Source organism: Runella rosea (assembly GCF_003325355.1).
Lineage (GTDB): Bacteria > Bacteroidota > Bacteroidia > Cytophagales > Spirosomataceae > Runella > Runella rosea.
Map to the genome: position 1 here is coordinate 1,167,339 of NZ_CP030850.1, position 24,862 is coordinate 1,192,200.

Genomic DNA, 24,862 nt, shown 5'->3' on the forward strand with positions numbered 1-24,862 from the left:
TGACGGTGCGTTTGCTAAATAAACTGCTTACCACCATCTACCACGATGGTTTGGCCCGTCACGAAGTCGGCGGCAGAGGAAGCCAAATAGAGGGCCGTGCCCACAATGTCTTCCATCGTTGACGGGCGTTTGATGGCTCCTCGGTCTACGCCGTAGTTGGCGGCATTTTCCATCAGGCCCAAGCTAGCTTCCGTGAGCGTAAAGCCCGGCGCGATGGCGTTGACGTTGATGTTAAAATCACCTAATTCTTTGGCCATCGAACGCGTCAGCCCAATAACGCCCCCTTTTGAGGCCACATAGTGCGACCAATTAGGCGACCCACTCATGACGGTTGCGGAAGAAATGTTGATGATTTTTCCGTATTTGTTGGCACGCATCGACCGACAAACGGCTTTTGACACCAGCCAGACTCCTTTCAAATTGACGTCAAGCACCAAGTCCCATTCGGCTTCTGTGAGTTCATAAAAAGGCTTACGTTGAATGGTGGCATAGATGGCGGCGTTGTTGACCAAAATGTCAATTTTGCCGAAAGCGACCAGTACTTCATTCGCCATTTTTTCCACGGATTGCTCGTTGGTCACGTCCACTTCAAGGGCCATTCCGTCCAGCATTTGTGCCGTTTCCTGCGCTCCTGCGTAGTTTTTATCGCAAACAACGACCTTGGCTCCCTGGACGGCAAAGGCCTGCGCAAAGGCTCGACCAAGTCCACCCGCCGCGCCCGTAATCACAACAATTTTATCTTTGAGCTCAAACATGGGCTACGTATTTTTTTAAGTTCAAGTCCAATTTTGCCAACTCCAACAGCAGACCAGAAAGCCTTTTTCCTTCGTCGGTCAGGAACGTTGGCCAAACGAAATTTTCCAAAATCTCCAGTACTTCGGCCTGTCCAATGCCAAACCACTCGCCAATGATGCGGTTGCCATGCGGCGTATACCGCCAGAGCTTATCGGCATCTTTGTGAACCGCATCGTTGACCGAGCGCGCCTGTTTGGTGGTATCGTGCCCGTCAATGAGCGCGATGATTTCGTTTATTTGTTGTTGATGAAACCCTAAAACGGGCAGTTCTTTTTGTGCAATTGCGACACTTTCCAACTCATGTTGACGCGTCAATTCGGGATATTTATTGTTGGGCCCAAAGGCGTGTAAAATCTTATCTTGAGGTATTTTAGACCAGCCCGTATCGTGAAAAAGAATGGCTGGCAACACCACATCAGGGTTGGCGTCTGGGTATTTTTCCAGCAATTGGGTCACCAACAAGTACGCAAACAGCGTATGTTCGTCGTTGTTACGGACGTTCAGATGGATTTTGGCTACTTCCCAAAGCGGGATGTCTTGAGGGCGCAACATCTAGTAATTCAGGTAAATGGTTTTTAATTCGGTATACGCCTCGATGCCGTAGTGCCCTTTTTCACGCCCGATTCCGCTTTGTTTTACTCCACCAAACGGCACATCGTGGTACGAACGGTGAATGTTATTGATCCAAACCGAGCCTGCTTCTAGCGACTCCGCCATGCGCAGTCCTGTGCCGAGTTGTTCCGAAAAAACATAAGCTGCCAATCCAAAATCCGAATCGTTGGCCCATGCTACGGCCTGTTCGTTGGTTTGAAAAGGCATCACACCTACCACGGGCCCAAAGGTTTCTTGGGTCATGATCTGCATAGAGTGGTTGGTATCGGCCAAAATCGTGGGTGGAAAAAACCAGCCTTTGTCATACAGTTCACCCTTCATTCGGTGGCCGCCTGTTTTCAAAAGTGCTCCTTTATGCAAGGCGTCCTGCACCTGATTTTCGCTGTTTTGGTAGATTTTTTGGTTTACCATCGGCCCCATGTCGCAGCCCGAAAACGGATGCCCCACGGTTAGTTTTTCGGTCAACGCTACCATTTGACCCAGAAAATCGGCATAAATGGACTCATGCACGTACAGACGATTGACGCGGTAGCAAAACTGACCGCTGTTGGCAAAAGCGTGGCGCACAATGGCGGGGACAGCCACCGCCAAATTTGCATCGGCACACACAATGGCGGGCGACTGGCCACCCAATTCAAGCGTGACACGTTTATTATGCGCCGCCGCCAACGCCCCGATGCGCAACCCCGTGTCCGTACCGCCCGTAAAGGCGATTTTGGCCGTTATTGAGTGCTCAATGAGCGCATTTCCGATGTCATAGCCATAGCCCGTGATAACATTAAAAACACCTTCGGGATAGCCTGCTTCGGTAAAAATCTCGGCCAATTTCAGCGTCGAAAGCGGCGTATCTTCTGACGGCTTTGACACCACAGTACAGCCCGCCATCAGCGCCGCGCCCAATTTCATGGTCAGCAGCGTAATCGGATAATTGAACGGCGTAATGGCCACCACCACGCCAACGGGCTCGCGCACAATCAGCGCTTTTTCGCCTTCGAGGTTATGCAATGGCACTTCTCCTTTCAAACGAAGGCCTTCTTCGGAGTAAAAATCAAACAAGTCGGCACTGCGGCTAATTTCGGTCAGGCAGCCCGCCAGCGGCCTGCCGAGTTCGTTGGCAATGGTTCGGGCGAGTTCATCGGCGTGTTTGCGCATCAATTGCGCGGCTTGGTGCTGCAACTTGGCCCGGTGAGCAACGGGCGTCTTTTTCCAAGATTTAAACGCCATTTTTGCCGATTCCAGCGCCGCATTGACATCTTCAGGATTGCTGCACGCAAACCTTTCGATAACAGCGCCCGTGCTGGGGTTGAGCACATCGGCGTATTGGGCCGAATGCGGTTTTACCCATTTCCCGTTTATATAATTTTCCATTCGTTTAGATTACGTCGCAACAAAGCATTTTTTCGGTTTCGACCAAGTCGGTCTTCGCCATTTCAATCGACTCGGGCAGGTGCAATTGCGGCACCACATCGGTGAGCAAACGCGCACAGTATTGACTAGGGGTCTGTTTGAACCAATCGGAGGCAATACTCACCCCCGTAACCGTAAATCGCCACAATTTATCGGCATCTCGCACAATCTCATCTTCGACCGAACGCGCAAAACTCCGCGTGTCGTGACCGTCGATGATGGTTTGCACTTTTTGAATAAAGTCTTCCGAATAACCCAAGGGCCTTAGTATCTCTGCTGACAGCCGCACGCCTTCCGATTCGTGCAAATACCGCACGTCGCTCTGAAGGTAATTTTCGGTCTGAAAGCCTTTTTTAAAAATATCATCTTCGTCAATCGAAAACCAGCCAATGTCGTGTAAAATAATGCCCGCTGCCACCACTTCGCGGTCGGCGTTTGGATAGCTTTCGGCCAGTTTCATCGCGTAGTGAAAAGAAATCGGGATATGAACGTCGTTTTTTCGTACCCGCATGTACTTTTCGGCCGCTTTGAGAATATGTGCGTAGTTGTTCATTAATACGTTAAGATAAAAAATAGCTGTAGAAACAGAATGTTGACTGTGTCGGACATTACGCACTTTTTGTCACCTAATACCTTCACAATCAACATTTTTCAAAATACATTTAAGATTAAAATCAGGCAGCTTCGAGGATGGTTACTTCTCCCGTTGAGCCATTGACCATGATTCGGTCGCCCGTTTTGATGGTGGTAGTAGCGGAGCCTGTACCTGTTACCGCCGGCAGTGCGTACTCACGACAAACGATGGCCGCGTGCGACATCATACCGCCGATGTCGGTGACGGTGGCTTTGATTTTGCCAAATACAGGGGCCCAACTCGGCGCCGTAACGCGCGTCACTAAGATTTCGTCTTGCTCCAAAAGGCCCAGCTCGTCGGGGCTGTTGATGACCCGCGCAATACCTTCCACTTTGCCTGCCGAAGCCGCCATTCCTTTGAGGTGATTGGTGGTTTCGCCACTTTGCAACCATCCCTGCACACTTTCGGACGTAATTCCCCAAAGCATAATCGTGAAGGGTTCGGTCACCAAGGCGGGCGGCTCATTGAAAGCGGGTTTAGGCGCGGCGGTCGAAAGGGCGTCAATGATTTTTTTACGACGAGCCACTTCGGTCGGAATATAATCTGGACCGATGGCTGGCACGCCCATGGCCCAACCCCGACCGTAGTCAAACAAAAGTTGATGAATTTCTTCGCGACGGAAATAGAACATGTCGTTGATATCGCTGAAAAATCCAGCTTCCACAAATACCGCGCTTAGTTCGCGCATTTTGCGCCAGAAAACGCACATTGCCCAGTGTTCGATGTAGAAATTGTGGTTTTCGACGTACGGAAATACCACCCGCGCCAAGCCGATTTTGGCATCAAAAGCCGCTTGACCTTCTTCGTCGGCAATAGAGTCGCGGTATTCTTCCGTGATTCGGTCTCTTTCGGCCGCAATGGCCTCCGTCGGACGGTCAATATTTTCACCTTTTTGTAAACGTTTCAGATAATCTTGAATGTAGCCAAAGGGAATCTCAAGGTGCTCAATCCAATACTTATCGGTCGAATAAAACCCGTTACCCGTCGTAAAATTAAACCACGGATATTTGGCCAACTCCCACGCATCAAGCCATTTTTGGCCGTTTTCGGTTGCTTTCAACGCTTCCAACGCCGCCGTTAATTCTTGATTTGCGACCACATCGTCCACCCCCAATTCAAGCGCCAATTTGGATAATTTGCGCAATTCTTCATCAGGACGAAACAAATCCACTTCCACGCCCTGCACCATTTTAGCAATCGACAAATCAGGAATGCCAGGAAAAGTTTCTTTACAAAAACCAAAGAAATCGAGGTAAGCCGCGTAGCCTAAGTTCAGAAATTCGAAGTGATACATCCATGTTTTATAACACAAATCAATCATCTTATCGTAGTTCTGAATCAGATAGTAGGTTGGGTCAAGCCCAATACCCCCCTTAACCCATTCCATATCAATCACTTCGGGAAGCGACTCAAATTTTACGGCTTCCATTTCATCAATGACACCCTTCACTTTTTTATGCCAATTTTGGAGCAAATCATTCCAGTTCATGAAATAATACCCTGCACGTTCCAAAAATTGCGGTACGCGGTCCGCGATTAATTCGGGCGCTACGCCCACGGGGCTCATGTAGCAATATCCGTTGTGAATTTTAAAATCAATTCCGTTAGCGGGTGGTATCAACCACTGACGCGTGTTGTACTGACTGAGGCATTTTACCGCAAATTCGACGGTTATGGCGTCAAAAGGCTTAAACACGTTGGGCCAGTGCTGCGAATCGCAAAAGAAAAATTTAGCTTCTTCATTTTGTTTCAGATTATCCTGAAATACCATGTAGTAGGGGTACAATTCCTTCCAACCTTCGGCTCCTTCGGGCGCTTTGTGGTCGTAAGGACTAATGAATTTTTGAGAAGACATAATTACGAATGATTAAAGGTTAAAGTGAACAGTTACGCTCGATTCGTCAGCGCGGTTTATTTTTTACTTGCTAAAGGGTTCATTAGGGTATTCAAAATGCCTTCCATTCCCGTTTTGACGGAGGAAGCTGCGGGGGCTTTTTTCTGCGACCAGACCGTTTCGGGGCGGCTTTGAAGAAGCGTAAAATTCTGACCAGCGGGCAAATCGGCATCAATCGCCCACTCAATGTCCTGCGGACAACGGTAGTGTTTTTCGATGATTTTTGCCATTCGACACACGATTTTCACTTCTTCTTCGCTCAAGCTGGGCTGCGTGGCTCGATCATCTAGAATCTCGCGCGTTAGCACCCGACGGTTTATTTTATCGGGTACGTGTTCGATGTGTTTGTTTTGAATATTTGACGCAAGCACCTCCATCATCACCTTGTCTACCAAGAAGTTATCTGGCGTAACTTCACCCGAAACCACCGCCTCACCCAGCCCCCAAGAAGCGTCAATGACGATTTTGGAGCGGTCGCCGTTGGTCGGATTGAGCGTCATGGCTACGCCAGCGGTGCGGGCATTGACCATTTTTTGAATCACCACACTCATCAGCACTTCGTCTTCTCTGATTTGCTGATTGCGACGATAGTTGATGGCCCGTGAGGTGTACAAACTCGCCCAGCAGCGGCGCACGTGTTCGATGACTTCCTCCTCTCCCACCACCCACAGATACGTGTCTTGCTGTCCGGCAAAACTCGCATCGGGTAGGTCTTCTGCGGTGGCACTCGACCGCACCGCCACAGGCAAGTCATTGGTAGCCCCCGCGAGGGCACAAAGCTGGTGATACGAAGCTTTGATACTGTGCTCTACTTCGGAAGGCAACGGACTTACCAATAATAAGCCGCGCACTTCTTCCGATACCTGATCCAATTCGGCCACGTTGGCGCAATCAATGCCATTTACTTTTTGGTAAATTGCCTCGGCAAGCGCCGAACCGTGCAAAAAGTCGGCATAGGCGTGGGTAGTAATGCAAAAACCAACGGGCACTGGCAAATCAGCGGCACTCATACTGGCCAAACTTGCCCCTTTGCCACCCAACAAATAATATTCTTCGGGCAAAGCTTCTTTAAAAAACAACGTGTATTTCATTTTACGAAAAGGGTTTTGACTGCTTTTTTACCACTCTACTTCCAAGGCCACGGGCGCTCTGAATGAGGTATTTAGTGCAAATTGAAAGACTTGATTTTCTTTGATGGTTAAGTGCGGAATCTTGCGGGTCAATTCTTCCAACACAATCTTAAATTCGAGTTTTGCCAAAGGCGACCCCAAACAAAAATGGATACCGTAGCCAAACGACAGGTGCTCTTTGGCATTGGGGCGTTGAATATCAAAGGTTTCTCCGTTTTCAAAATTGGCTTCATCCCGATTTGCAGAACCCATCACTAACAACAAATTGGAACCCGCAGGGATGGTCACGCCTCCGATTTCGCTGTCATCCAGTGCCTTTCGACGCCAAGATACAATCGAAGGTGAAAACCGCAGGATTTCTTCGATTGCGTTGGGAATCAGGCTTGGATTCTCGCAGATGGCTTTCCAACTGTCGGGATGGAGCAGCAATTCGCGGATGCCGTTGCCCATCAATGAAGTGGTGGTTTCGTGTCCTGCAAACAGCTGACTGTAACAAATCGCCGCAATCTCGCGGTCGCTGATTTCGTGACCTTCGGCCTGCAACCTCACCAAATCTCCCGGCAAATCGTCGGTAGGATTTTCTTTACGCAGTGCTACCAAGTTTTGGCAATATTCCCAGTATCTCACCATATTTTGGGCGTGAACCAACTGCTCCTCTTCCGTCAAATCGCCCCAAGTAATCAGCAAACGGCTTTCGGCCCAGCTTTTTACCTGCTGCACATCTTCTTTGGGCACACCCAACAACATAAATATCACCAAGGCGGGCAAATCATACGCCAACTGCTTCACGATTTCGGCGTGGCCTTCATTTTCAAACTTTTCGATCATCTCAATCGCCAACGCCCTGATGCCTGGTTCGAGCTTTTTGAAGCGACTCAGATTGAACGCCATGCTAACGATGCGGCGTATACGTGTATGGTCGGGTGGGATGCGCCCCGACAAGCCCGACAGACCAATCATGCCTTGGTCTTCCATCAATTTTTTGGCTTTCGGCGCAATCGGCTTAAACGGCGATTGGGCGTTTTCGGAAGTGTAGGTTTTCCAGTTGCTAAACACCGCCTTGATATCCTCATAACGGGTCACAACGTAATACCCCAATTCTTGGCTGTAAAATACGGGCTGCTCGTCCCTCGATTTTTTGTAAAAAGGAAAAGGATTTGTGAGATCAAAAGGCTTGAATTCTTCGCTTATTTTATGATACGGACAGGTGCTCATTGGGAACTGTTTTTTGATTTGACTTTCAAAACATACCCAAATGTAGAAAACAATCCTTTGGTTTTTCTTTGGTTTTTTTAGTAGTATTTTAATTCTTTTTAGAAAGATTCAAATATAATTGCCTGATTTCCTCCGACGGGGCTCCAATATTGAATTTTTTCAGCGATTCGGTATAGATTCGGTACTGTCGGTGCAGGGCGTCAAATCGCTTTGATTCGGCCAAGGCCAGCAATTTTTCCTTGTGAGCTTCTTCCAAATTGGGATTTTCGCCGAGGGCTTTATCGCAGTAGTTTATCGCCAGCGAAAGATTTCCCATTTGCCGGTGAATTTTTGCTAAACTGTATAGAAGTTTGTAGTACATCTCGCGATACCAAGTGCGCTTACTCCAACACCAGTCGTTTTCATTGTTCTCTACGTACTTGAGCGGAATGTCCATAAAAAGGTCGCCTGTATAAAGCCGCTCCGCTGACTCGTAGCAAATCTTACATTGCTCCAAATTGCCTTCTTTGAGGTGTTGGTTGCCCTTAAAACACAACTCCTGAAACATCGGCAAGTCAATCCAACTGTCGTATGGTAGTCGTAAATAATACATTGAGCCTTGATGCACGATAAAAGAAGACTGTTTTGAAGCATCATCGTGGCCGTTGAGCACGAGCCGCAGAAAACGGATGGCGTGGTATAAACGATTCAGCGACTGCTCGGTGCTGTCGGCTTCCGACCAGAGCAAATCGGCCAATTCTTCCGTATTAGCCCCTTTTTCGCCACGAATCAACAAAAAAGCAAACAACGTTTTTAATTTGCGCGTAGCACCCGCTTTGGTGTTCCAGTCAATCAATTGGCCATTTTCGCGGTAAATCCGAACCTCTCCCAGACACCTGATTTTCCAGCGCCCTTCGTTGGTTTGGGCGGTCATGGTTTGGAAAGGCCGCTCTAATGGGTACGCCTGCTTTTCATCGTTAGTTTCCACTACCTGAACTTCATCCACCACCTGATGCGTATCAATGGTGGAAAGCCAGTAGTTGAAGCGCGGTTTTAATTGATTTTTTTTAATAATACGGGGCGGCAAATAATACGGATTGGCTTTGAGGCCCTCGTGGGTGTAAATTTCGGGATGAGAAAACAAGCCCAAAAGCAGTTGTTCGTCCAACAACACCGACTCATTGTAAACGCAAACGATAGTAACAGGATACGAAACCAACAACTCCTGAAACGCTTCGTGTAGTTCGCGCAGATAAATATCCCCAGAAGGCGTTCTGACCGCCCACGTCATTTCAAAAAAGAAGACTGAATCCGCTCGCATTTCTGCGGGGATGGCGCTGATGTGGGCCTGTAATGCTTTCACCACGGGTTTTGCACGCACGACTTGTTCCCGCAAAAAAAACTCTCCCGAAGAAACAACATCTCCTTCATTATCAACCAATTCGATGGCAAAAAACTCTTTCACGCTGCTCACACTTTGTTCATCAGCCACGTAGAGCCAATGTTTATGAGCGCCGATGATTCGTTTGATTTGTTGCCAAAGAAGGGAATAATCGCTAAAGAAAAGCCCCGGATATTTTGCTACCATTGTGTCGTTGGGCTGCCTCACGGAGCAACCGAGTGCAAGTATAGCAAATCCACTTTGGTTTATGCAAAAACCGCCCCGAGAAGTTGGGCAAAATCCCAATCCTCGGGGCGGTTGACGTAGTGGGGCTTTTTACTTGATCTTTTTCAAATCTTTCACCGTAACGGTTCCACCAGGATAAGTAAAACTGAGGCTACGACCGCCGTTGTCTTGCGATTGCTGCACGCCCGTCAACGGGAATCCTTTGGTGCTGTATTTGGTGATTTTGCCGTCCTGCTCCAATTCGACAACGAGCACATTTTCAGCTGCGAAGTAGGCGTATTTACTCCCGTTTTGACTACCACTAAACGCGGGCGACGAATACTCCTCTGCCGCTTTTTTATCTGCTTTGCTTTTCTTGGGAGCGGCGGCCTTTTCTTCTTCGGCCATCGTCTGCGAGAGCGGCACCAGCTCGGCGCACAACTCGGCCACTTTGGCCTTTAGGCTATTGTTAAACATATCGCCAATCATGACCATACCACCCTGCCATTGGCCCATTCCGCCCAGTTCGGGGATATTGAATTGTACCTGACGACCACCCGACAGTTTAAGTCCGGCCAATAATGAAGAAACAGTTTCTTCACTTACGTTGTATTTTGAGGCTATTTCTTTAATCTTTTTCATGCTTCTTTTTTTGTTTCTAACCGCCAAATGTTGCTGAAGTGCCCAAAAGGACATATCAATTTACAAATTATCCCTAAATAACCATGCCATCATCTACAGTTTTTTCAATAAATCCCAATCTCCAACGGCTTTTAGATAGAGAAAGTTGAGCAAAATTCCGTTGGCATTATTGATAAGGCGATGGCCTTCGGCAAAAGGCAAAACGACCGTCACAATGCGCTCATGTTCAGAGGCTTCTCCCATAAACAAGTCATCATAGCTCATGATTTTTTCTTTGGGGAGTGTGAGCTCGCAATAAAAATAGTACATGGTTTCGTCGCTCGTGCCAGTAGAAGGATAGACGGGGTAATCTAACAGGCGAATTAATTGATTTTTTTCGACCGTCATTCCCGTTTCTTCAAACACCTCTTTGGCGGCCACTTTGACCGCATCCGACTCACTATCAAGCATTCCAGCAGGATGCTCGTAGGTTTGCGAGCCGTCGCAAATGCGGCGTTGGCGGACCAGCAGCAAGTATTTTTCGCGGGTTTCTTCGTCAATCAAACACACCAACACGCACAATACCTCGCCCTTCAAAAAACAAATAGGAGGAATTTTGTCGCCCTCGGGCGTGGTAGCATCCAGCATCAACAGCGAAAAAAGCGCATCGCCGTGGCCGTTGTGGCGGGTAAATTTTTCCTCAATCTGGTGAATTTCAAGGCCATTTTTTAACAAATTGGCTTTCCAAAGGTTAAATTTGTGAGAATCAAAGACGTTTTCGAGCATAACAATTGCAGAAGCTAACAGTGGGTATTTTTTTAGTGCAAAGTACACAAAGAAGGCACACTATCCGCAAAAAGTCGCTATTATCGTGCTTTATTAACTCCCATTTTCGGTATGGAACTCGCTATCAGTACCCCCGCTATTTTATTTTCGACCGTTTCGTTGATGATGATTGCCTTCACCAACCGCTACTTGGCCATCGCCAGTTTGATTCGCGAATTGCACGATAAATTCAGAATAAGCCCCAATGAGAACTACGTCGAACAAATCAAACACCTTCACCGACGCGTACACATTATCCGAAACATCCAATTTATCATCGTCACGAGCCTGCTTTTGAGCGCGGTTTCAATGCTTTTCATCTATTTACAGTATCAATCTGTGGCGCAGGTATTATTTTTCGTGGCGTTATTGTTACAAATCGGTGCGCTGAGTTTGTCCATCTGGGAGATTTCGTTGTCTATCCACGCCCTTAAAATCGAGCTAAGCGACATGGAAGAAAAACTCGGCAAGCAATTTGGCTTTTTTGGACGGACAAAACCAAAAAACATCGAATAACCACTCTATTTCACACTTCTAACCAACTAAAATCAATGAGAAAACCACTCCTGTTTATCTGGTGCCTTTGTGCCTACGCTTCGTTTGCACAAGACGGGTACCAGACGCCCCCCAAACCCCTAGCCGATTTGGTCACCGCCCCGCCCACGCCAACGGTCAGCGTGGACAGCAAGGGTCAATGGATGCTGATTTCGGAACGAAACACGGCCACTACGACCATTGCTGAACTTTCGCAACCCGAATACAGAATTGCGGGTTTGCGCATCAACCCCGCCACCAACGGCCCGAGCCGAGCGGTGTACGTCAACAACCTTAAGTTACGTCAGGTTTCGGCCAATGCCACCGACGTACAGGTAACGGGGTTGCCCGCCAATGCGCAAATTTCCTCGATTCAATGGTCGCCCGATGACAGCAAAATCGCGTTCACGCACACGACCGACACCAAAATTCAGCTCTACGTGGTCGATGTAGCCACCGCCGTTGCCACCAAAGTCAGCGACGTGGCCCTCAACGCTGTATTGGGTGTGCCATACCAGTGGCTTTCCGACAGCAAATCGTTTATCGTCAGAGGAATACCCGCCGAGCGTGGTGCAGCACCCGAAATCAGCCGCGTACCTTCAGGCCCGACCGTTCAGGAAAACCTGGGCACCAAGGCACAAGCAGCTACTTATCAGGATTTATTGAAAAGCCCCGCCGACGAGAAGCAATTTGAATACTACGCCACGGCCCAAACGATGAAGCTAGGACTCGACGGCAGCGTACAAAAAATCGGTAGCTTGGGCCTCATCGCCACCGCCGCCCCTTCGCCCGACGGTCGTTATGTCATGATTGAGAGCATTCACCGTCCGTTTTCTTATCTGGTAACGGTCAATCGTTTCCCTTCTAAAATAGACATTTTTGACGCCGCTGGCGCATTGGTTAAAACCCTGACTGACATTCCGTTGCAGGAAAATGTACCCTGGGGGCAAGATGCCGCTCCTTCGGGACAACGCAACCACAACTGGCGCAACGACGCCCCCGCTACGGTGTATTGGGTAGAAGCCAAAGACGGCGGTGACCCTAAGCGCAAAATCGCCATTCGCGACGTGGTGTACACGCTGGACGCGCCTTTCAGCGGCGAAGCCAAAGAAATCTACGCGGCGGCCTATCGTTTTGGCGGCGTGACCTGGGGCAATGACCAAACGGCTTTGTTTTCGGAGCGTTGGAACGCTACCCGCAAAATCATCACCAAATTGGTGAATCCAAGCAATCCTGCCAATCCAGTTGTATTGTTTGACCGCTCCTCAGAAGACCGTTATAACAACCCCGGCACGCCCGAGTTGAAGAAAAATGCCTACGGCGAATACGTGCTTGACATCACGGCCGCCAACGAAATCTACCTCACGGGCCAAGGTGCCTCTCCTGAAGGCGACCGTCCGTTTGTGGATGTGTATAGCCTCACCACCAAGCAGGCCAAGCGTTTGTTCCGCTCAGAAGCACCATTTTTTGAGCGGCCCATCAGCATCCTGAACGCCGAAAAAGGTTTGATTCTGACGTCGCGCGAGTCGCAGGAAGAGCAGCCAAACTATTTTATCCGTAACCTGAAGCCAGCGCCCAAAAAAGGCAAAAAAGCGGCCGAACCCGCGTTGACGCAGGTAACGTTTTTCCCGCATCCTTACCCGCAATTTAAAGGCATCCAGAAGCAACAACTGCGCTACAAACGCCCCGACGGCGTGGATTTGACGGCCATGCTGCTGCTGCCTCCCGGCTATAAAAAAGAAGACGGTCCGCTACCGACGTTCCTTTGGGCGTATCCTGCCGAATTTAAGAACGCCGCCGCCGCCGGACAGGTCAACGGCTCGCCGTACCAGTTTAACCGCATCAGCTATTGGACGGGCGCGGCCTTTGTCACCATGGGTTACGCGGTGTTGGAAAACGCATCCATTCCCATCGTGGGCGAAGGCGACAATGAGCCTAACGATACTTACGTAGAGCAATTGGTGGCGAGTGCCAAAGCAGCCATCGACGAAGGCGTACGCCTCGGCGTAGTGGATGCCAGCCGCGTAGGCGTTGGCGGCCACTCGTACGGTGCATTTATGACCGCCAACTTATTGTCGCACAGCAACTTATTCAGAGCGGGCATTGCGCGCTCGGGCGCTTACAACCGTACTTTGACGCCGTTTGGCTTCCAGAACGAGCAGCGCACCTACTGGCAAGCCCCCGATGTGTACAATAAAATGTCGCCCTTTATGAACGTAGACAAGGTAAAAACCCCGCTCCTATTGACCCACGGCGAAGCCGACAACAACACGGGTACGTTCCCGATTCAGTCGGAGCGGTATTATAACGCCCTCAAAGGCATGGGTGCCACGGCCAAATTGGTGTTTTTGCCTTACGAAAGCCACGGCTACACCGCCAAAGAATCGCTCCTGCACATGCTGTACGAGATGAACGGCTGGTTGGACAAATACGTGAAAAATGCACCCGCTACGACCCCCGCCACCAAGACGGGCCAAATGTCGGGCGAGAAGCGCTAAGGTACTTTTATCATTCCGTAGGAATCTACTCCGTTTTAAGGACAGCCGGTTGGAAACAGCCGGCTGTTTTTTTATATTTGAGGGTGGCCGATGGCGTAAACCCCTCCACCCCGCAGGTATATACGCAACTAGATGCGTATATACAGATGTTAGCAGTAATTAAGCATGATAAAATCAGAGTTCGTATCAAATATTATTGAATTAACTATTGAAGGTGAAAAATTTGAGGACATTCTCTTCGAACAAATTAGACATTTAACAGAAAAAGAAGAGGAACATACAGGTTTAGGACTTTACGTATATTTTAAATACGAACCTGAAATAGAAAAATATAGATTAACCGAATCGCAATTGGCTGAGTTATTTGGGGGATTTGCACATCGTTTGGAAAAATTTGAACTGATAAATTCGGAGATAAATGTGTTGGCTGATACAATTGTACACTTTTCTAATGGCCTAATTGATTACCTCGAGATTTGGAATAAATTAGGCGACTATCCAAAAGGGGAATTAGTTTCATATGAACTAAAACGACATGACTAAATAATAACTACTGCTAACACGGGTTTTGCGTCAGGCGGGCTGACGTATAAATTTGGAGTTTTGTGCTTCTAATAAACTTTTGTAATAAATTGAAATTTTGTGCTCCGAAACCCGCCCGAACGCAAAGCCCGAAAACATTAGCTGTAATTTAACCCAACATAACTGAACAATATGAATCAAGACTTTGATTTTATCCAAGACCAGCAATTCAAACGGATTTTAATTCGTGATTATGTAGAAATGAATAACTGCATTGAGGCAAAAGCGTATAAATCCGTATTAGTATTATCTGGGTCAATTATCGAAGCTTTGCTTTTAGAATTTTTGACAAATAATCCACCAGATGGATATTCTAAAAGTAAGATTGATAAATTAAGGTTTTTTGAACTAATTGATTTGTCTGAAACAATAGATTTAATATCAAAGACAACAAAAGATTTAAGTTCAGTTATTCGTGAATACAGAAATTTTATTCATCCAAGTAAAGAGTTAAGGTCTGAATCGGATATAAATGAGGACAAAGCAATTATTGCCTGTAGATTGGTAAATATGGTGATAAGTAATGTAAAAGAAAACCATCCAAAATTATATGGTAATAAAGCAGAGGATGTATTTGCAAAATTACATACTGACGCTCATTCTCGAAAAATTTTTAATTACCTTCTAAAAAAAATGAATCAAAATGAAATAAATTTATTATACCAGAAATTTATTTCCTACTATCTAAATAATGATACTGTTGATTATTCAGATAGGGATTTTCTTTATTTTGGTATTGAAAAACTGGAGAAGTTTGTCTCTGAGAATATTATTAAATCATATATTCTTAAAATTGAGACTGAAATAACCAATGGAAGTAAGGGCCAGGCTGAAAAATTATTTGAATTGTTTGGAGACAAATTAGACCTTTATCCCGAAGAGAGTAAAAATACTATTTTAATCTATCTATATTCTTGTTTAGGAGTTTGTCAATCTTATTTTATTAATCAAACTTTGTATAGTTATGCATCAAGAGGAATTATTGATAAAATGAACCTATATTTAGCCAAATCTAAACCATATTATAATACCCATTTAAAAGTGATGCAGTCAATAATAGAGAAAATTGCAGACATAAAAGAAGATTCGGATAAATGGGATACACGTGAAGCATATAAGTCTTTGCAAAAAGGTATATCTGATATTGAGTATGAGGCTTTCATCAGTCAAGAAATTTTGCAACCAAATATTGCAGATTTTACTCGTATATTAAATGACGAAAATTTATTACCATTTTAAAAAAACTACAGCTAACACGCCGTATACTGCATAGCCTGCCGCAGGCGCAACACAGGCTACGCAGCATACGGCCATCCGTTAGCGGCTATTTAACAGACAATAAATGACAGGTGATTATTGCGAGATGATAAAAGTAATAGAAAGACGAGAGAAAGATATTGATGCTATGCGGGATTTATTTCTCAATACAAGAGTAACAACCTTTTCTTGGAATGACAAATCGCAGTTTAACTTATCTGACTTTGACAAGGAGACTGAGAACGAGTATATTTTAGTAGCTCTTGCTGATGATGACCTAATTGGCTTTGTTTCTGTTTGGGCGGCAGACAATTTTATTCATCATTTATATGTTGACGAAAAGTTTCAGAACCGAGGTATTGGAACACTATTATTAAATGCAGTGCTTGACAAATTTAGTCATCAAGTTAGACTGAAATGCGATGAGAGGAACAAAAAAGCAATTTACTTTTACAGACAAAAGGGCTTTTTAGAAATAGAAACAGGGCAATCTGAAAGTGGGACTTATATTTTGTTTGAATTCAATAGAAAAACAGAATAAAACGGCACATAACATTGCATTGGCGTTATAGGGGCTGACGAACATCGGCTGAACACTTGTAACTCTATTTATTGATGGTGCAAGGTTTGTACTGACGTTCCCTGATTTCCCCTACAACGCCAATGCTTCAACGTTAGCGGTTGTTTTAAAAATGACAGTGCAACTTGACAATATTGTGTAAACATACAACAACTAATAATTTAAACAGGCAATGAAAACGAACTTCATCTTAATTCTTGCATTGACTTTGTTCGCTTGTAACAAAGACGATACTACCAAACCGACATTGAACGGAAAATGGAAAATGGTTAAATACTACAACTTAACCCTTGGGACAAGTGAATCCGAACCGACAAATATTTCCCGTTCAATAATTATAGAATTCTCTGACAACGGAAGTATAGGGAAAATGAGCGGAGAAACTGTTACAAATTCTGTTGGTGGAGAATATGAGTTATTAAAAGTTAATAGTATGAAAACTTTAAGTTTCGGTGGGACAAAAGTAGGCGAACCAAATTGGGGAAGTAAGTTTTGGGACGCAATTCATTCAGCTAGTTCTTACGAACGACATAGTAACAAACTGTTTATTTATTTTAATGCCGACACCGAAAAAATGGAATTTAAAAAACAATAATAGCAGATTGGACAATATGGAGCGAGCAAACAAGTTCTCTACTTCGGTATAATAACACAGTAGACAGAAAAGAAAAACAACCGATAACAGCACATTTGCAATAGGCGGGGTTTCGTACTCCGCAGACACATTGGTGCAAGGTGGAAGTTCAGTTTTTCGCATCAACATTTGTGCTGAAAAGCCCGCCCATCGCAAATCTGCCAAAACGTTGAACACTAAAATCTATATTATGAATTGTCAAAAGGAGTTACTTCGAGAAATGTTAGTTCAAAATATAACAACTAACTCATATGCTTTGGACAGAGTCACAAACGAGAACAAAAGATATAAGCTAAATACCGAAACAGCCTCTATCGAATTCATTTACAGGCACATTGGAGAAACTATGAATTTGTTTGGCTACTTTCTTGGGGTTCCCTCAAACATTCAAAATACAACGATTGGAATGCTAGATACAGGGCAGGAATTTGAAATTGAAACAAGCAAATTATACATCGATATGGGATACAAAATGCTTGAGAATTTAATAATAAATTCAAAAGACGAGGATTGGTCTTTGACAACTGATACTCCATTTTTTGGTACAGTTTCAAGAATGCGACTTTTCTCACACATTCTTTTCCATAACTCTCATCACGCGGGACAAATTTCTTTGACTTTATCAAAAGGAAAAGCATTTTCAAGCGAATTGAGATAAAATAAAAACGACCGCACAATAGGCGGGATGACGTAGAAACTTGGAGCTTTATGCTTCTATTCAAGTTCAGTGCTGAGTTGACAGTTTTGTGCTCCAAAACCTGCCCGAATGCAAAGCCCGAAAACGTTAAATAGTCTACGCCTACAGAAAAAATAGCACCCCGAAGAAATTTAAACTTTGGGGTTTATTCTTTTACAATGTACTCTTTAAATAAAAAAACAATGAAAACACTTTTGGCTATTAACATTTTACTGGTATCAATAAGTGCTAGGGTGTATGCCCACAAAAATGAGAGTACATTTAAAAACAAAACAAACTATACAATCATCCAAGAAAATTCAGACACAACCTATTCTTTAAAGATAAAAGACCCCAAATCGGGAACTACGTATGATTTATTAAATGGAAAAATAAAATTAACCGATGCCTTTGAAGAGAAACAGGATATTCCTCAACCAATAAAAATTTTCGAAATAGATTTCGACAAAAAGGGACTGAAGGAAATTGTGTTGGAATATTCTATTTCATACACAACTCAAAAAGGGGAATCTGGAGTAGACTCAAAAAAGAAAACTTTTGTAAAAATAATAAATATAGACAAGAAAGAAACTTTACTTGATTATCAATTTTACGAAGTCAACGAAAACTTCTTTTATGCTCGTAATTACAACGAAGATTTTGTTGAAAGCAGTGATTTTAATTATGAATACAAAAACAATAAAGGCTCAAATTATTACATTTCTGAGTCAAAAATTTATTTCATTAATATTTCAGAAAATTCAAAAAAAGACAAAGTAACATTCAAATATAATAAGCTAAAAGACAAATTTGAAAAAGAAAAATAAACAAACTGCAATATTAGTTTAACAATATATCGGCTGATATTTTAATTTAACAGTTGTATAAAGTTCAACATTAGAAGTCCTTATAAATTCCGAAAACATTCAGGCTACTATAAACCCACCACATCACCAATCCTAAAAAAATAGCGGCAATTTTACATACACGACAAAATATTCAAAGACAGACAAAAATATGACAAGATTACTTCACTTAGCGACTTCACTTTTTTTACTCATTAGTGCCCAAGCATTTACCCAAACGACAGCTTCGTTGCGAAAGAAAATACAACAAATTGTTTCGACAAAGAACGCAATTGTTGGTGTTTCAATTATAGGTAATGACGAAAAAGACACCGTTTCTCTGAACGGTGAGCGACATTATCCATTACAAAGCGTTTTTAAATTTCACATTGCGTTGGCGGTTTTATCTCAAATTGACAAAGGAAAATTTTCGTTAGACCAAAAAGTTGAGATACAGAAAAAAGATTTATTACCCGATTTGTGGAGTCCACTGAGGGAAGAGAATCCTAATGGAGGAAGTTTTCCAATTTCAAAATTGATACAATATACTGTTTCTCAAAGTGACAATGTTGGGTGCGATGCTTTACTACGGCTGCTTGGTGGGCCAATAGTTGTTGAAGAATACTTAAAGAAAAATAACATCAAAGACATTTCAATAAAACTGAACGAAGAGAAAATACAAGCGAATTGGGATTTGCAATTTCAAAATTGGACAACACCAAAAGCAGCAAACGAAGTCTTATCAAAGTTTTATTACAACAAAACAAAGCTGCTCTCTAAAAAAAGTTACGACCTTATTTGGAAAACCATGAAAGGAACCGAAACAGGCAAAGCAAGGCTAAAAGGACAATTGCCGAAAGGAACTATTGTTGCTCACAAAACAGGCTCATCAGGAACAAATAAAAATAATATAACAGCCGCAGTTAATGACATAGGAATTATATTTTTACCGAATGGAAAACATTTTTTCATAAGCGTCTTTGTCACAAATTCAAAAGAAAATGAGGAGACTAATGAAAAAATCATTGCCGACATTGCTAAAGTAGCCTGGGATTACTTTACAACAAAGCCTGTTTAAACTATAACACAAAAGTATTTCGACCTTATTTTTGTCTCATTGACTTTGGTTAATAAATGAAGTCTAACTTTGACAAATCGAAGTTTAAAGAGCTAAAAAATATAACGCCAACCCTAAGCCATCTTAAAAACAAACCGCCAAGAATGACCCGAGAATTCACAAAAGAAATAGAGACTTTTTGCCCCACAAACTTGCAAGACTGGCGACAATGGTTGCAGGAAAATCATCGTTCAAAACAGTCGATTTGGCTTGTTTATTATAAAAAGAAATCGGGTACGCCAACCATCACTTGGAGCGAAGCCGTCGACCAAGCACTTTGTTTTGGCTGGATAGACAGCACTGCAAAACCGATTGACGATGAGACATATATGCAGTTTTTCTGCAAACGAAAACCGAACAGTGTTTGGTCGAAGATAAACAAAGAAAAGGTGGTGCGATTGATTGAGGCAGAACTTATGACGCAGGCAGGTTTTGACAGTATTGAAACCGCAAAACAAAACGGTTCGTGGAGCATTTTAGATGAGGTGGAAGAACTCACGATACCACAAGACTTGGCCGACGAACTCAAAATGAAACCGGGTGCTGAGGAGTTCTTTTTGAATTTGAGCAAATCCGTCAGAAAAAGCATCTTACAATGGCTGGTGCTCGCCAAACGACCCGAAACCCGCCAAAATAGAATCACCGAAATTGCCGAACTTGCCGCCCAAAAGCTAAAGCCCAAACAGTTTAGATAACAAAACGAATACGGCTTCGGAAACGTCTTTAACGAAATGAGCGATGTGAAGTAAATGGCTGTTTTTTGGCTAATTTCCGCACAAACGGAACTGACACCGCCCCAAAATAAGTTACCTTTCTTTTCAACAACTTACTTTTTACCCATGACTTCACTCGACATCGCAAAACAGTATTACGACAGTTTTAACCGTAAAAATTGGCAAGGAATGTTGGATTTATTGGCTCCCAACGTGCGCCATGAACCCAATCAGGCCGACGAGCCGCGCATCGGCATTGAGAAATTTACGGAGTTTTTGCAAGGCATGGAGGATGCCTACGAAGAAACCCTGACCGACATGGTTTTCTTCAGTGAGCCCAACGATACGCGCGTAGCCGTGGAGTTTGTGGTAAACGGAATCTACAAAAAAGGCGAAGAAGGCTTTCCGGTGGCTCACGGACAATCTTACGTGTTGCCTGCGGCAGCATTTCTGGAAATCAAAGAAGGAAAAATCAACCGCGTAACGACCTACTATAACCTGACGCTTTGGATAAAATTGGTATCATAAGTAGGGGTTTCACCCAAAGATTTATCCTAACATTCCGCCTTCATGTTCAAAAATCTTACCTTAACTGCTAATCGCGGCTCTGAAATCGCCACCGTGGTAGAGGACTTGGGGAAGCTGCGCATTGCCGTTTTTCGCGATTATCCTTATTTGTACGAAGGCACGCTCGACTACGAAAAAGACTATTTACAAATTTACGTCAAAGCACCTCGCTCCTTTCTGTTTGCGGTTTACGACGGTACAGAAATGGTAGGCGCTACCACCTGCATTCCTTTATCTGACGAAACCGCCGACGTTCGATTGCCTTTTGAAAAAGCGGGTTTTGACATCAATTCAATCTTTTATTTTGGCGAAAGTATCCTCTTGCCTGCCTACCGTGGATTGGGCTTAGGGCATCGCTTTTTTGACGAGCGCGAAGCCCACGCCCGAAGCTTCGGCAGCTATCAAATGACTTGTTTTTGTGCGGTAGAGCGGGCAGAAGACCACCCTTCAAAACCGCTGGACTACCGACCCAACGACGTTTTTTGGACCAAACGCGGCTACCAAAAAGAGCCTGCTTTACAAAGCACCTTTGAATGGCCCGACATTGGTCAAACGCAGTCAACACCCAAGAAAATGGTCTATTGGTGCCGTCAGCTAAATACAAAATCCTGATCATTTTTCCATGAAGAACCTAGCCGTCGCCGCTGCACAATACCCCATTACGGAGCATCAAACATTTGAGGATTGGCAAAAACATACGGAGCAATGGGTAAGGCAAGCCGTGGCCCAAAAAGCACAATTGTTGCTCTTTCCCGAATACGGCTCCATGGAGTTGGTGAGCATTTTCGGCTCCGAAATTCGGGCCGATATTCGTCGGCAGGTGTTAGAACTGGATGCGCTAAAAGTGGATTTTTGCAATGTTTTTGCGGCGTTAGCCCATAAGTACCAAGTGGTTATTGTGGCGCCAAGCCTGCCCGTTGTCGAACACAATCAATCCCACAACCGCGTGTTTGTCTTCTCTCCCGAAGGATTGGCGGGCTACCAAGACAAGTTTTTTATGACCCGCTTCGAAGACGAAGAATGGGGCATCCAAACCGCCCCCAAAATCCTCACGCTGTTTGAAGCCGATTGGGGAAGTTTCGGCGTTCAGATTTGTTACGATGTAGAATTTGGTCTGGGTTCGCACCTGCTATGCTCAGCGGGAGCCTCTTTGATTCTCGCCCCGAGCTGCACCGAAACGCTCCGCGGAGCCACCCGGGTGCACGTGGGCGCTCGGGCCAGGGCGTTGGAAAATCAAGCCTATACAGTTGTTTCTCAAACCGTTGGCAATGCGCCGTGGTCTCCCGCCGTAGATATTAACTTCGGCTACGCCGCGTGTTATTGTACTCCCGACAAAGACTTGCCCGAAGAAGGAATCCTCCAAACCATGACGCCTCAAAAGGTGGGCTGGCTGGTAGAAACCCTTGATTTTAACAAAATAGACACCGTCAGACGGGAGGGTCAAGTGTTCAATTTTAAAGACAACCAACGCCTCCAAAACGCTTTTTTAGCTGAAAAAGTAGTCATTCACAAAGTGAAAGTTTAAAACTTTAGCTTTGCTCCTCATCGTTCATAAAGCGGTCAAAAGGTCGAATTTATCACTTTCTATTCGTTCGTTTGACCATTAAATAAAAGCTCTCCGCTTCATAAAGTAAGAGCCGTAAAAAGTTGTTAGCTTTGACCTTAGATTATTCAATCCGTCTAACGGTCAACCCTTTATGAAACGTAGAACATTCCTCAGCTTAGGTGCCGCTGCCGGTACCGCTACCCTTGTTGCCAACCCTTCACTAACCCAAGCTATTCGAACCAAACCCGCCCGTATCATCGTTTTGGGAGCAGGGTTTTCGGGACTTTCGGCGGCCTTAAAACTCCACGATGCCAAGACGGATTTTGTGGTACTCGAATCCCGAAATCGCGTGGGCGGGCGGGTGTTTACGCATGTGCTCGACGACGCCAATGACCTCCGCGTAGAGCTCGGTGCCGAATGGGTGGGACGCTCACATGAGGAAGTACAAAAACTCTGCAAACGCTTTGATATTGAATTATTTAATAATCAATTTGAAACCGATTTACTCTTTCGGGGTAGCTACCAACCCAGCGACCAATGGGAGTACAGCGAAGAGTGGAAAAAACGTTTTGAGGAAATTTTAAAAAACTTCAAAAACCTTTCTGACGCCCAACAACGCGAATTGGACAACATGGATTGGTGGCGTTTTTTGGTCAACAATGGCATTCCAGAAAACGATTTGTTTCTTCGCGAACTGCTCGACAGCACCGATTTTGGCGAAAGTATCCGCCACGTATCTGGGTTTTCGGCCTTATCGGAATACGCCGAGTCGAGCAAAAAAAATGAAATGGACTTCAAAATGAAAGGTGGGAACGGTACCTTGGCCCGCAAAATCGCGGAGCACATCGGCAGTGATAAGATAAAACTCGGCTACCATGTGGAAGCCATCGAACAAAAAAACGGTAAAGTAAAAGTCATCTGCACCAACGGCGAAACCTTTGAAGCCGACCGACTTATCTGCACAATTCCGACCTTTTCGTTGTCAAAAATCAAATTCACACCCGCCTTGCCCAAAGAAAAAATCAACGCCATCAACGCTTTGCAGTACGCCCGAATCAACAAACATGCGGTGCTTTTTAGCGAGCGTTTTTGGGGACGCGAAGATTTCGACCTCATCACCGACACCTCCGCTCACTATTTTTACCACGCCACCAAAAACCAACCCGCCAAATCAGGGGCGCTTATTTCGTACAGCATTGGCGAAAAAGCCGACGTTTTTGGCTGGAATGACGACCACCTGCGCAAACAAATGGTGTTGGAAAGCCTCCGCCCGCTGGCCCGCGCCGAAGATTATTTCCGAAAAGAAGTCAATTATTATTGGGGCAGCGACCACTATTCCAAAGGAAGTTATGCCGTGTATGGTAAGGGTCAGTGGTTTAGCATCCGACCAATATTGGCCGCCAAATTCCTCAATATTCATTTTGCAGGGGAGCACATCGCTGATTGGCAGGGATTTATGGAAGGTGCAGTAGCCACGGGAGCCGAAGCCGCCGAGGCAGCTTTGGCTTAATTTTCAGGTATTTTATTTTCGCTCCTCCCCGCCCGTTGCGTTTTATTGAATTCAACGAGCGGGGAGTTTTTTTATTAAGAAACTGACAAAAAGTAAAAAAATCATTCATAATATGCATAAATAAACAAACGTTCATTTATATTTGCAGTTAAAATGAGAACACGAGACGAAAATAAAGAGCAGCTTGTTCGCCAAAAAGCCTTAGAATTAATTGTAAATCAAGGCCTTGAAGGATTTAGCATGCAAAAGTTGGCAAAGGCGGCGGCGGTTTCACCGGCTACGCTTTACATTTATTACAAAGACAAAGAAGACCTGATTACCCAAATAGGAATCGAAATTGGCAAAAAATTCAGCTCCACAATTTTGCAAAATTTTGACCCTACGCTTCCTTTTGCCCAGGGGCTACGCATTCAGTGGCGCAACCGCGCAAAATACGCCATTGAAAATCGACTCGAAGCGGAATTTTATCAACAAATGCGAAGTTCTTCTTTTAGGGAAAAAGTCATGGGAAGTTTTATGGATGATTTCAAAACCGCCATGGGCCAGTTTGTACACAATTCAGTGCAACGGGGCGAACTTAGTCCCATGCCCATCGAAGTGTTTTGGTCAGTTGCTTACGCACCACTCTATAATTTGATTCAATTTCACAATGAAGGCCACAGTTTGGCGGGAAAACGTTTTGAATTTTCGGAGGAGACCATGAACCAAACTTTTGAATTGGTTCTTAAAGCGTTGAAGCCTTGAAAATTTAACCAAAAATTAATGCCTTTCTTACCGAAAAACGGGAACGTTTTGGTGTTATCAAAAAAGTTTTTGAATGTACAAAAACGCTGATTCATGGAACAACTGCTTCAAATTCTAGTCTTCAAAACAACCGTCAAAACCCCGCAGGACCGGGAAATTTTAGCGCCTTTATTGGCAACTTTGGAGCAGATAAACCGTTGGACGGTCGATTGTGAAGATTGTGATTGTGTGCTTCGTGTAGAAGCCGACGGCGTTTCTCCACAGAAAATCATTGAATTGGTGCAGCAGGCAGGATTTGAATGCGTTGAGTTGGTTGATTAATACCCCTTCCTTCTCCAACT

The 24,862-nt window shown here is 44.8% G+C and carries 26 protein-coding genes; 16 read left to right on the forward strand and 10 right to left on the reverse strand.

Annotated features, from left to right (window positions below; genetic code table 11):
* Positions 1-14: 14 nt before the first annotated feature.
* From DR864_RS05025 to DR864_RS05070, 10 genes are all read right to left on the reverse strand, one after another.
* Entirely contained in the window at positions 15-755 is a 741-nt protein-coding gene (locus tag DR864_RS05025; RefSeq protein ID WP_114065927.1) for an SDR family NAD(P)-dependent oxidoreductase, read from the reverse strand.
* Positions 748-1,347 (reverse strand): HD domain-containing protein, encoded by a 600-nt coding sequence (locus DR864_RS05030; RefSeq protein ID WP_114065928.1) that lies wholly within the window; start codon positions 1,345-1,347, stop codon positions 748-750. Before DR864_RS05030 ends, DR864_RS05025 begins: the two co-directional genes overlap by 8 nt.
* Complete coding sequence (locus DR864_RS05035) at positions 1,348-2,775, reverse strand: aldehyde dehydrogenase family protein (protein WP_114065929.1); 1,428 nt, start codon at positions 2,773-2,775, stop codon at positions 1,348-1,350.
* Positions 2,776-2,779: 4 nt separating this feature from the next.
* Entirely contained in the window at positions 2,780-3,367 is a 588-nt protein-coding gene (locus DR864_RS05040) for an HD domain-containing protein (protein ID WP_114065930.1), read from the reverse strand.
* Positions 3,368-3,488: 121 nt separating this feature from the next.
* Positions 3,489-5,303, reverse strand: a complete 1,815-nt coding sequence (locus DR864_RS05045) for a PEP-utilizing enzyme (protein WP_114065931.1) — start codon at positions 5,301-5,303, stop codon at positions 3,489-3,491.
* A gap of 56 nt (positions 5,304-5,359) precedes the next feature.
* Positions 5,360-6,433 carry a PEP/pyruvate-binding domain-containing protein gene (locus tag DR864_RS05050; protein ID WP_114065932.1) on the reverse strand — a complete coding sequence of 358 codons (1,074 nt, stop codon included), beginning with the start codon at positions 6,431-6,433 and terminating at the stop codon, positions 5,360-5,362.
* Between the two features lie 27 nt (positions 6,434-6,460).
* Complete coding sequence (locus DR864_RS05055; RefSeq protein ID WP_114065933.1) at positions 6,461-7,687, reverse strand: cytochrome P450; 1,227 nt, start codon at positions 7,685-7,687, stop codon at positions 6,461-6,463.
* An 88-nt stretch (positions 7,688-7,775) separates the two neighbouring features.
* Positions 7,776-9,254: an AfsR/SARP family transcriptional regulator gene (locus tag DR864_RS05060; RefSeq protein WP_114065934.1), complete on the reverse strand. Its 1,479-nt coding sequence runs from the start codon at positions 9,252-9,254 to the stop codon at positions 7,776-7,778.
* Between the two features lie 129 nt (positions 9,255-9,383).
* Entirely contained in the window at positions 9,384-9,914 is a 531-nt protein-coding gene (locus DR864_RS05065) for an SHOCT domain-containing protein (protein WP_162793556.1), read from the reverse strand.
* 93 nt (positions 9,915-10,007) lie between these two features.
* Positions 10,008-10,679, reverse strand: a complete 672-nt coding sequence (locus DR864_RS05070) for an NUDIX hydrolase (RefSeq protein WP_114065936.1) — start codon at positions 10,677-10,679, stop codon at positions 10,008-10,010.
* A gap of 111 nt (positions 10,680-10,790) precedes the next feature.
* On the opposite strand from DR864_RS05070, the gene DR864_RS05075 reads away from it, so the two are divergent.
* The 16 genes from DR864_RS05075 to DR864_RS05150 all read left to right on the forward strand — a co-directional run bounded on the left by DR864_RS05075 (position 10,791) and on the right by DR864_RS05150 (position 24,842).
* Positions 10,791-11,234, forward strand: coding sequence for a DUF2721 domain-containing protein (locus DR864_RS05075; protein WP_114065937.1), 444 nt, complete (start codon positions 10,791-10,793; stop codon positions 11,232-11,234).
* Positions 11,235-11,269: 35 nt separating this feature from the next.
* Positions 11,270-13,750, forward strand: coding sequence for a S9 family peptidase (locus tag DR864_RS05080; RefSeq protein ID WP_114065938.1), 2,481 nt, complete (start codon positions 11,270-11,272; stop codon positions 13,748-13,750).
* Between the two features lie 165 nt (positions 13,751-13,915).
* Positions 13,916-14,293 (forward strand): hypothetical protein, encoded by a 378-nt coding sequence (locus DR864_RS05085; protein WP_114065939.1) that lies wholly within the window; start codon positions 13,916-13,918, stop codon positions 14,291-14,293.
* 171 nt (positions 14,294-14,464) lie between these two features.
* Positions 14,465-15,571 carry a hypothetical protein gene (locus DR864_RS05090; RefSeq protein WP_114065940.1) on the forward strand — a complete coding sequence of 369 codons (1,107 nt, stop codon included), beginning with the start codon at positions 14,465-14,467 and terminating at the stop codon, positions 15,569-15,571.
* Between the two features lie 103 nt (positions 15,572-15,674).
* Positions 15,675-16,130: a GNAT family N-acetyltransferase gene (locus tag DR864_RS05095; protein WP_114065941.1), complete on the forward strand. Its 456-nt coding sequence runs from the start codon at positions 15,675-15,677 to the stop codon at positions 16,128-16,130.
* Positions 16,131-16,341: 211 nt separating this feature from the next.
* Positions 16,342-16,764, forward strand: coding sequence for a hypothetical protein (locus tag DR864_RS05100; protein ID WP_114065942.1), 423 nt, complete (start codon positions 16,342-16,344; stop codon positions 16,762-16,764).
* A gap of 208 nt (positions 16,765-16,972) precedes the next feature.
* On the forward strand, positions 16,973-17,461 hold the full coding sequence (locus DR864_RS05105) for a DinB family protein (RefSeq protein WP_229599522.1): 489 nt from the start codon (positions 16,973-16,975) through the stop codon (positions 17,459-17,461).
* 221 nt (positions 17,462-17,682) lie between these two features.
* Positions 17,683-18,306 (forward strand): hypothetical protein, encoded by a 624-nt coding sequence (locus DR864_RS05110; RefSeq protein ID WP_162793557.1) that lies wholly within the window; start codon positions 17,683-17,685, stop codon positions 18,304-18,306.
* A 190-nt stretch (positions 18,307-18,496) separates the two neighbouring features.
* Positions 18,497-19,402, forward strand: a complete 906-nt coding sequence (gene bla / locus DR864_RS05115) for a class A beta-lactamase, subclass A2 (protein WP_114065944.1) — start codon at positions 18,497-18,499, stop codon at positions 19,400-19,402.
* Between the two features lie 143 nt (positions 19,403-19,545).
* Positions 19,546-20,136, forward strand: coding sequence for a YdeI/OmpD-associated family protein (locus DR864_RS05120; protein WP_114070156.1), 591 nt, complete (start codon positions 19,546-19,548; stop codon positions 20,134-20,136).
* A 144-nt stretch (positions 20,137-20,280) separates the two neighbouring features.
* The gene (locus DR864_RS05125; protein WP_114070157.1) at positions 20,281-20,682 is read left to right on the forward strand and encodes a nuclear transport factor 2 family protein; all 402 of its coding nucleotides are present in this window, start codon (positions 20,281-20,283) and stop codon (positions 20,680-20,682) included.
* Positions 20,683-20,724: 42 nt separating this feature from the next.
* The gene (locus tag DR864_RS05130; RefSeq protein ID WP_114065945.1) at positions 20,725-21,333 is read left to right on the forward strand and encodes a GNAT family N-acetyltransferase; all 609 of its coding nucleotides are present in this window, start codon (positions 20,725-20,727) and stop codon (positions 21,331-21,333) included.
* Between the two features lie 10 nt (positions 21,334-21,343).
* Entirely contained in the window at positions 21,344-22,246 is a 903-nt protein-coding gene (locus DR864_RS05135; protein WP_114065946.1) for a carbon-nitrogen hydrolase family protein, read from the forward strand.
* Positions 22,247-22,418: 172 nt separating this feature from the next.
* On the forward strand, positions 22,419-23,777 hold the full coding sequence (locus DR864_RS05140) for a flavin monoamine oxidase family protein (protein ID WP_114065947.1): 1,359 nt from the start codon (positions 22,419-22,421) through the stop codon (positions 23,775-23,777).
* Between the two features lie 153 nt (positions 23,778-23,930).
* Positions 23,931-24,521 (forward strand): TetR/AcrR family transcriptional regulator, encoded by a 591-nt coding sequence (locus DR864_RS05145; RefSeq protein ID WP_114065948.1) that lies wholly within the window; start codon positions 23,931-23,933, stop codon positions 24,519-24,521.
* Positions 24,522-24,614: 93 nt separating this feature from the next.
* Positions 24,615-24,842 carry a hypothetical protein gene (locus tag DR864_RS05150; RefSeq protein ID WP_114065949.1) on the forward strand — a complete coding sequence of 76 codons (228 nt, stop codon included), beginning with the start codon at positions 24,615-24,617 and terminating at the stop codon, positions 24,840-24,842.
* Positions 24,843-24,862: the final 20 nt, after the last annotated feature.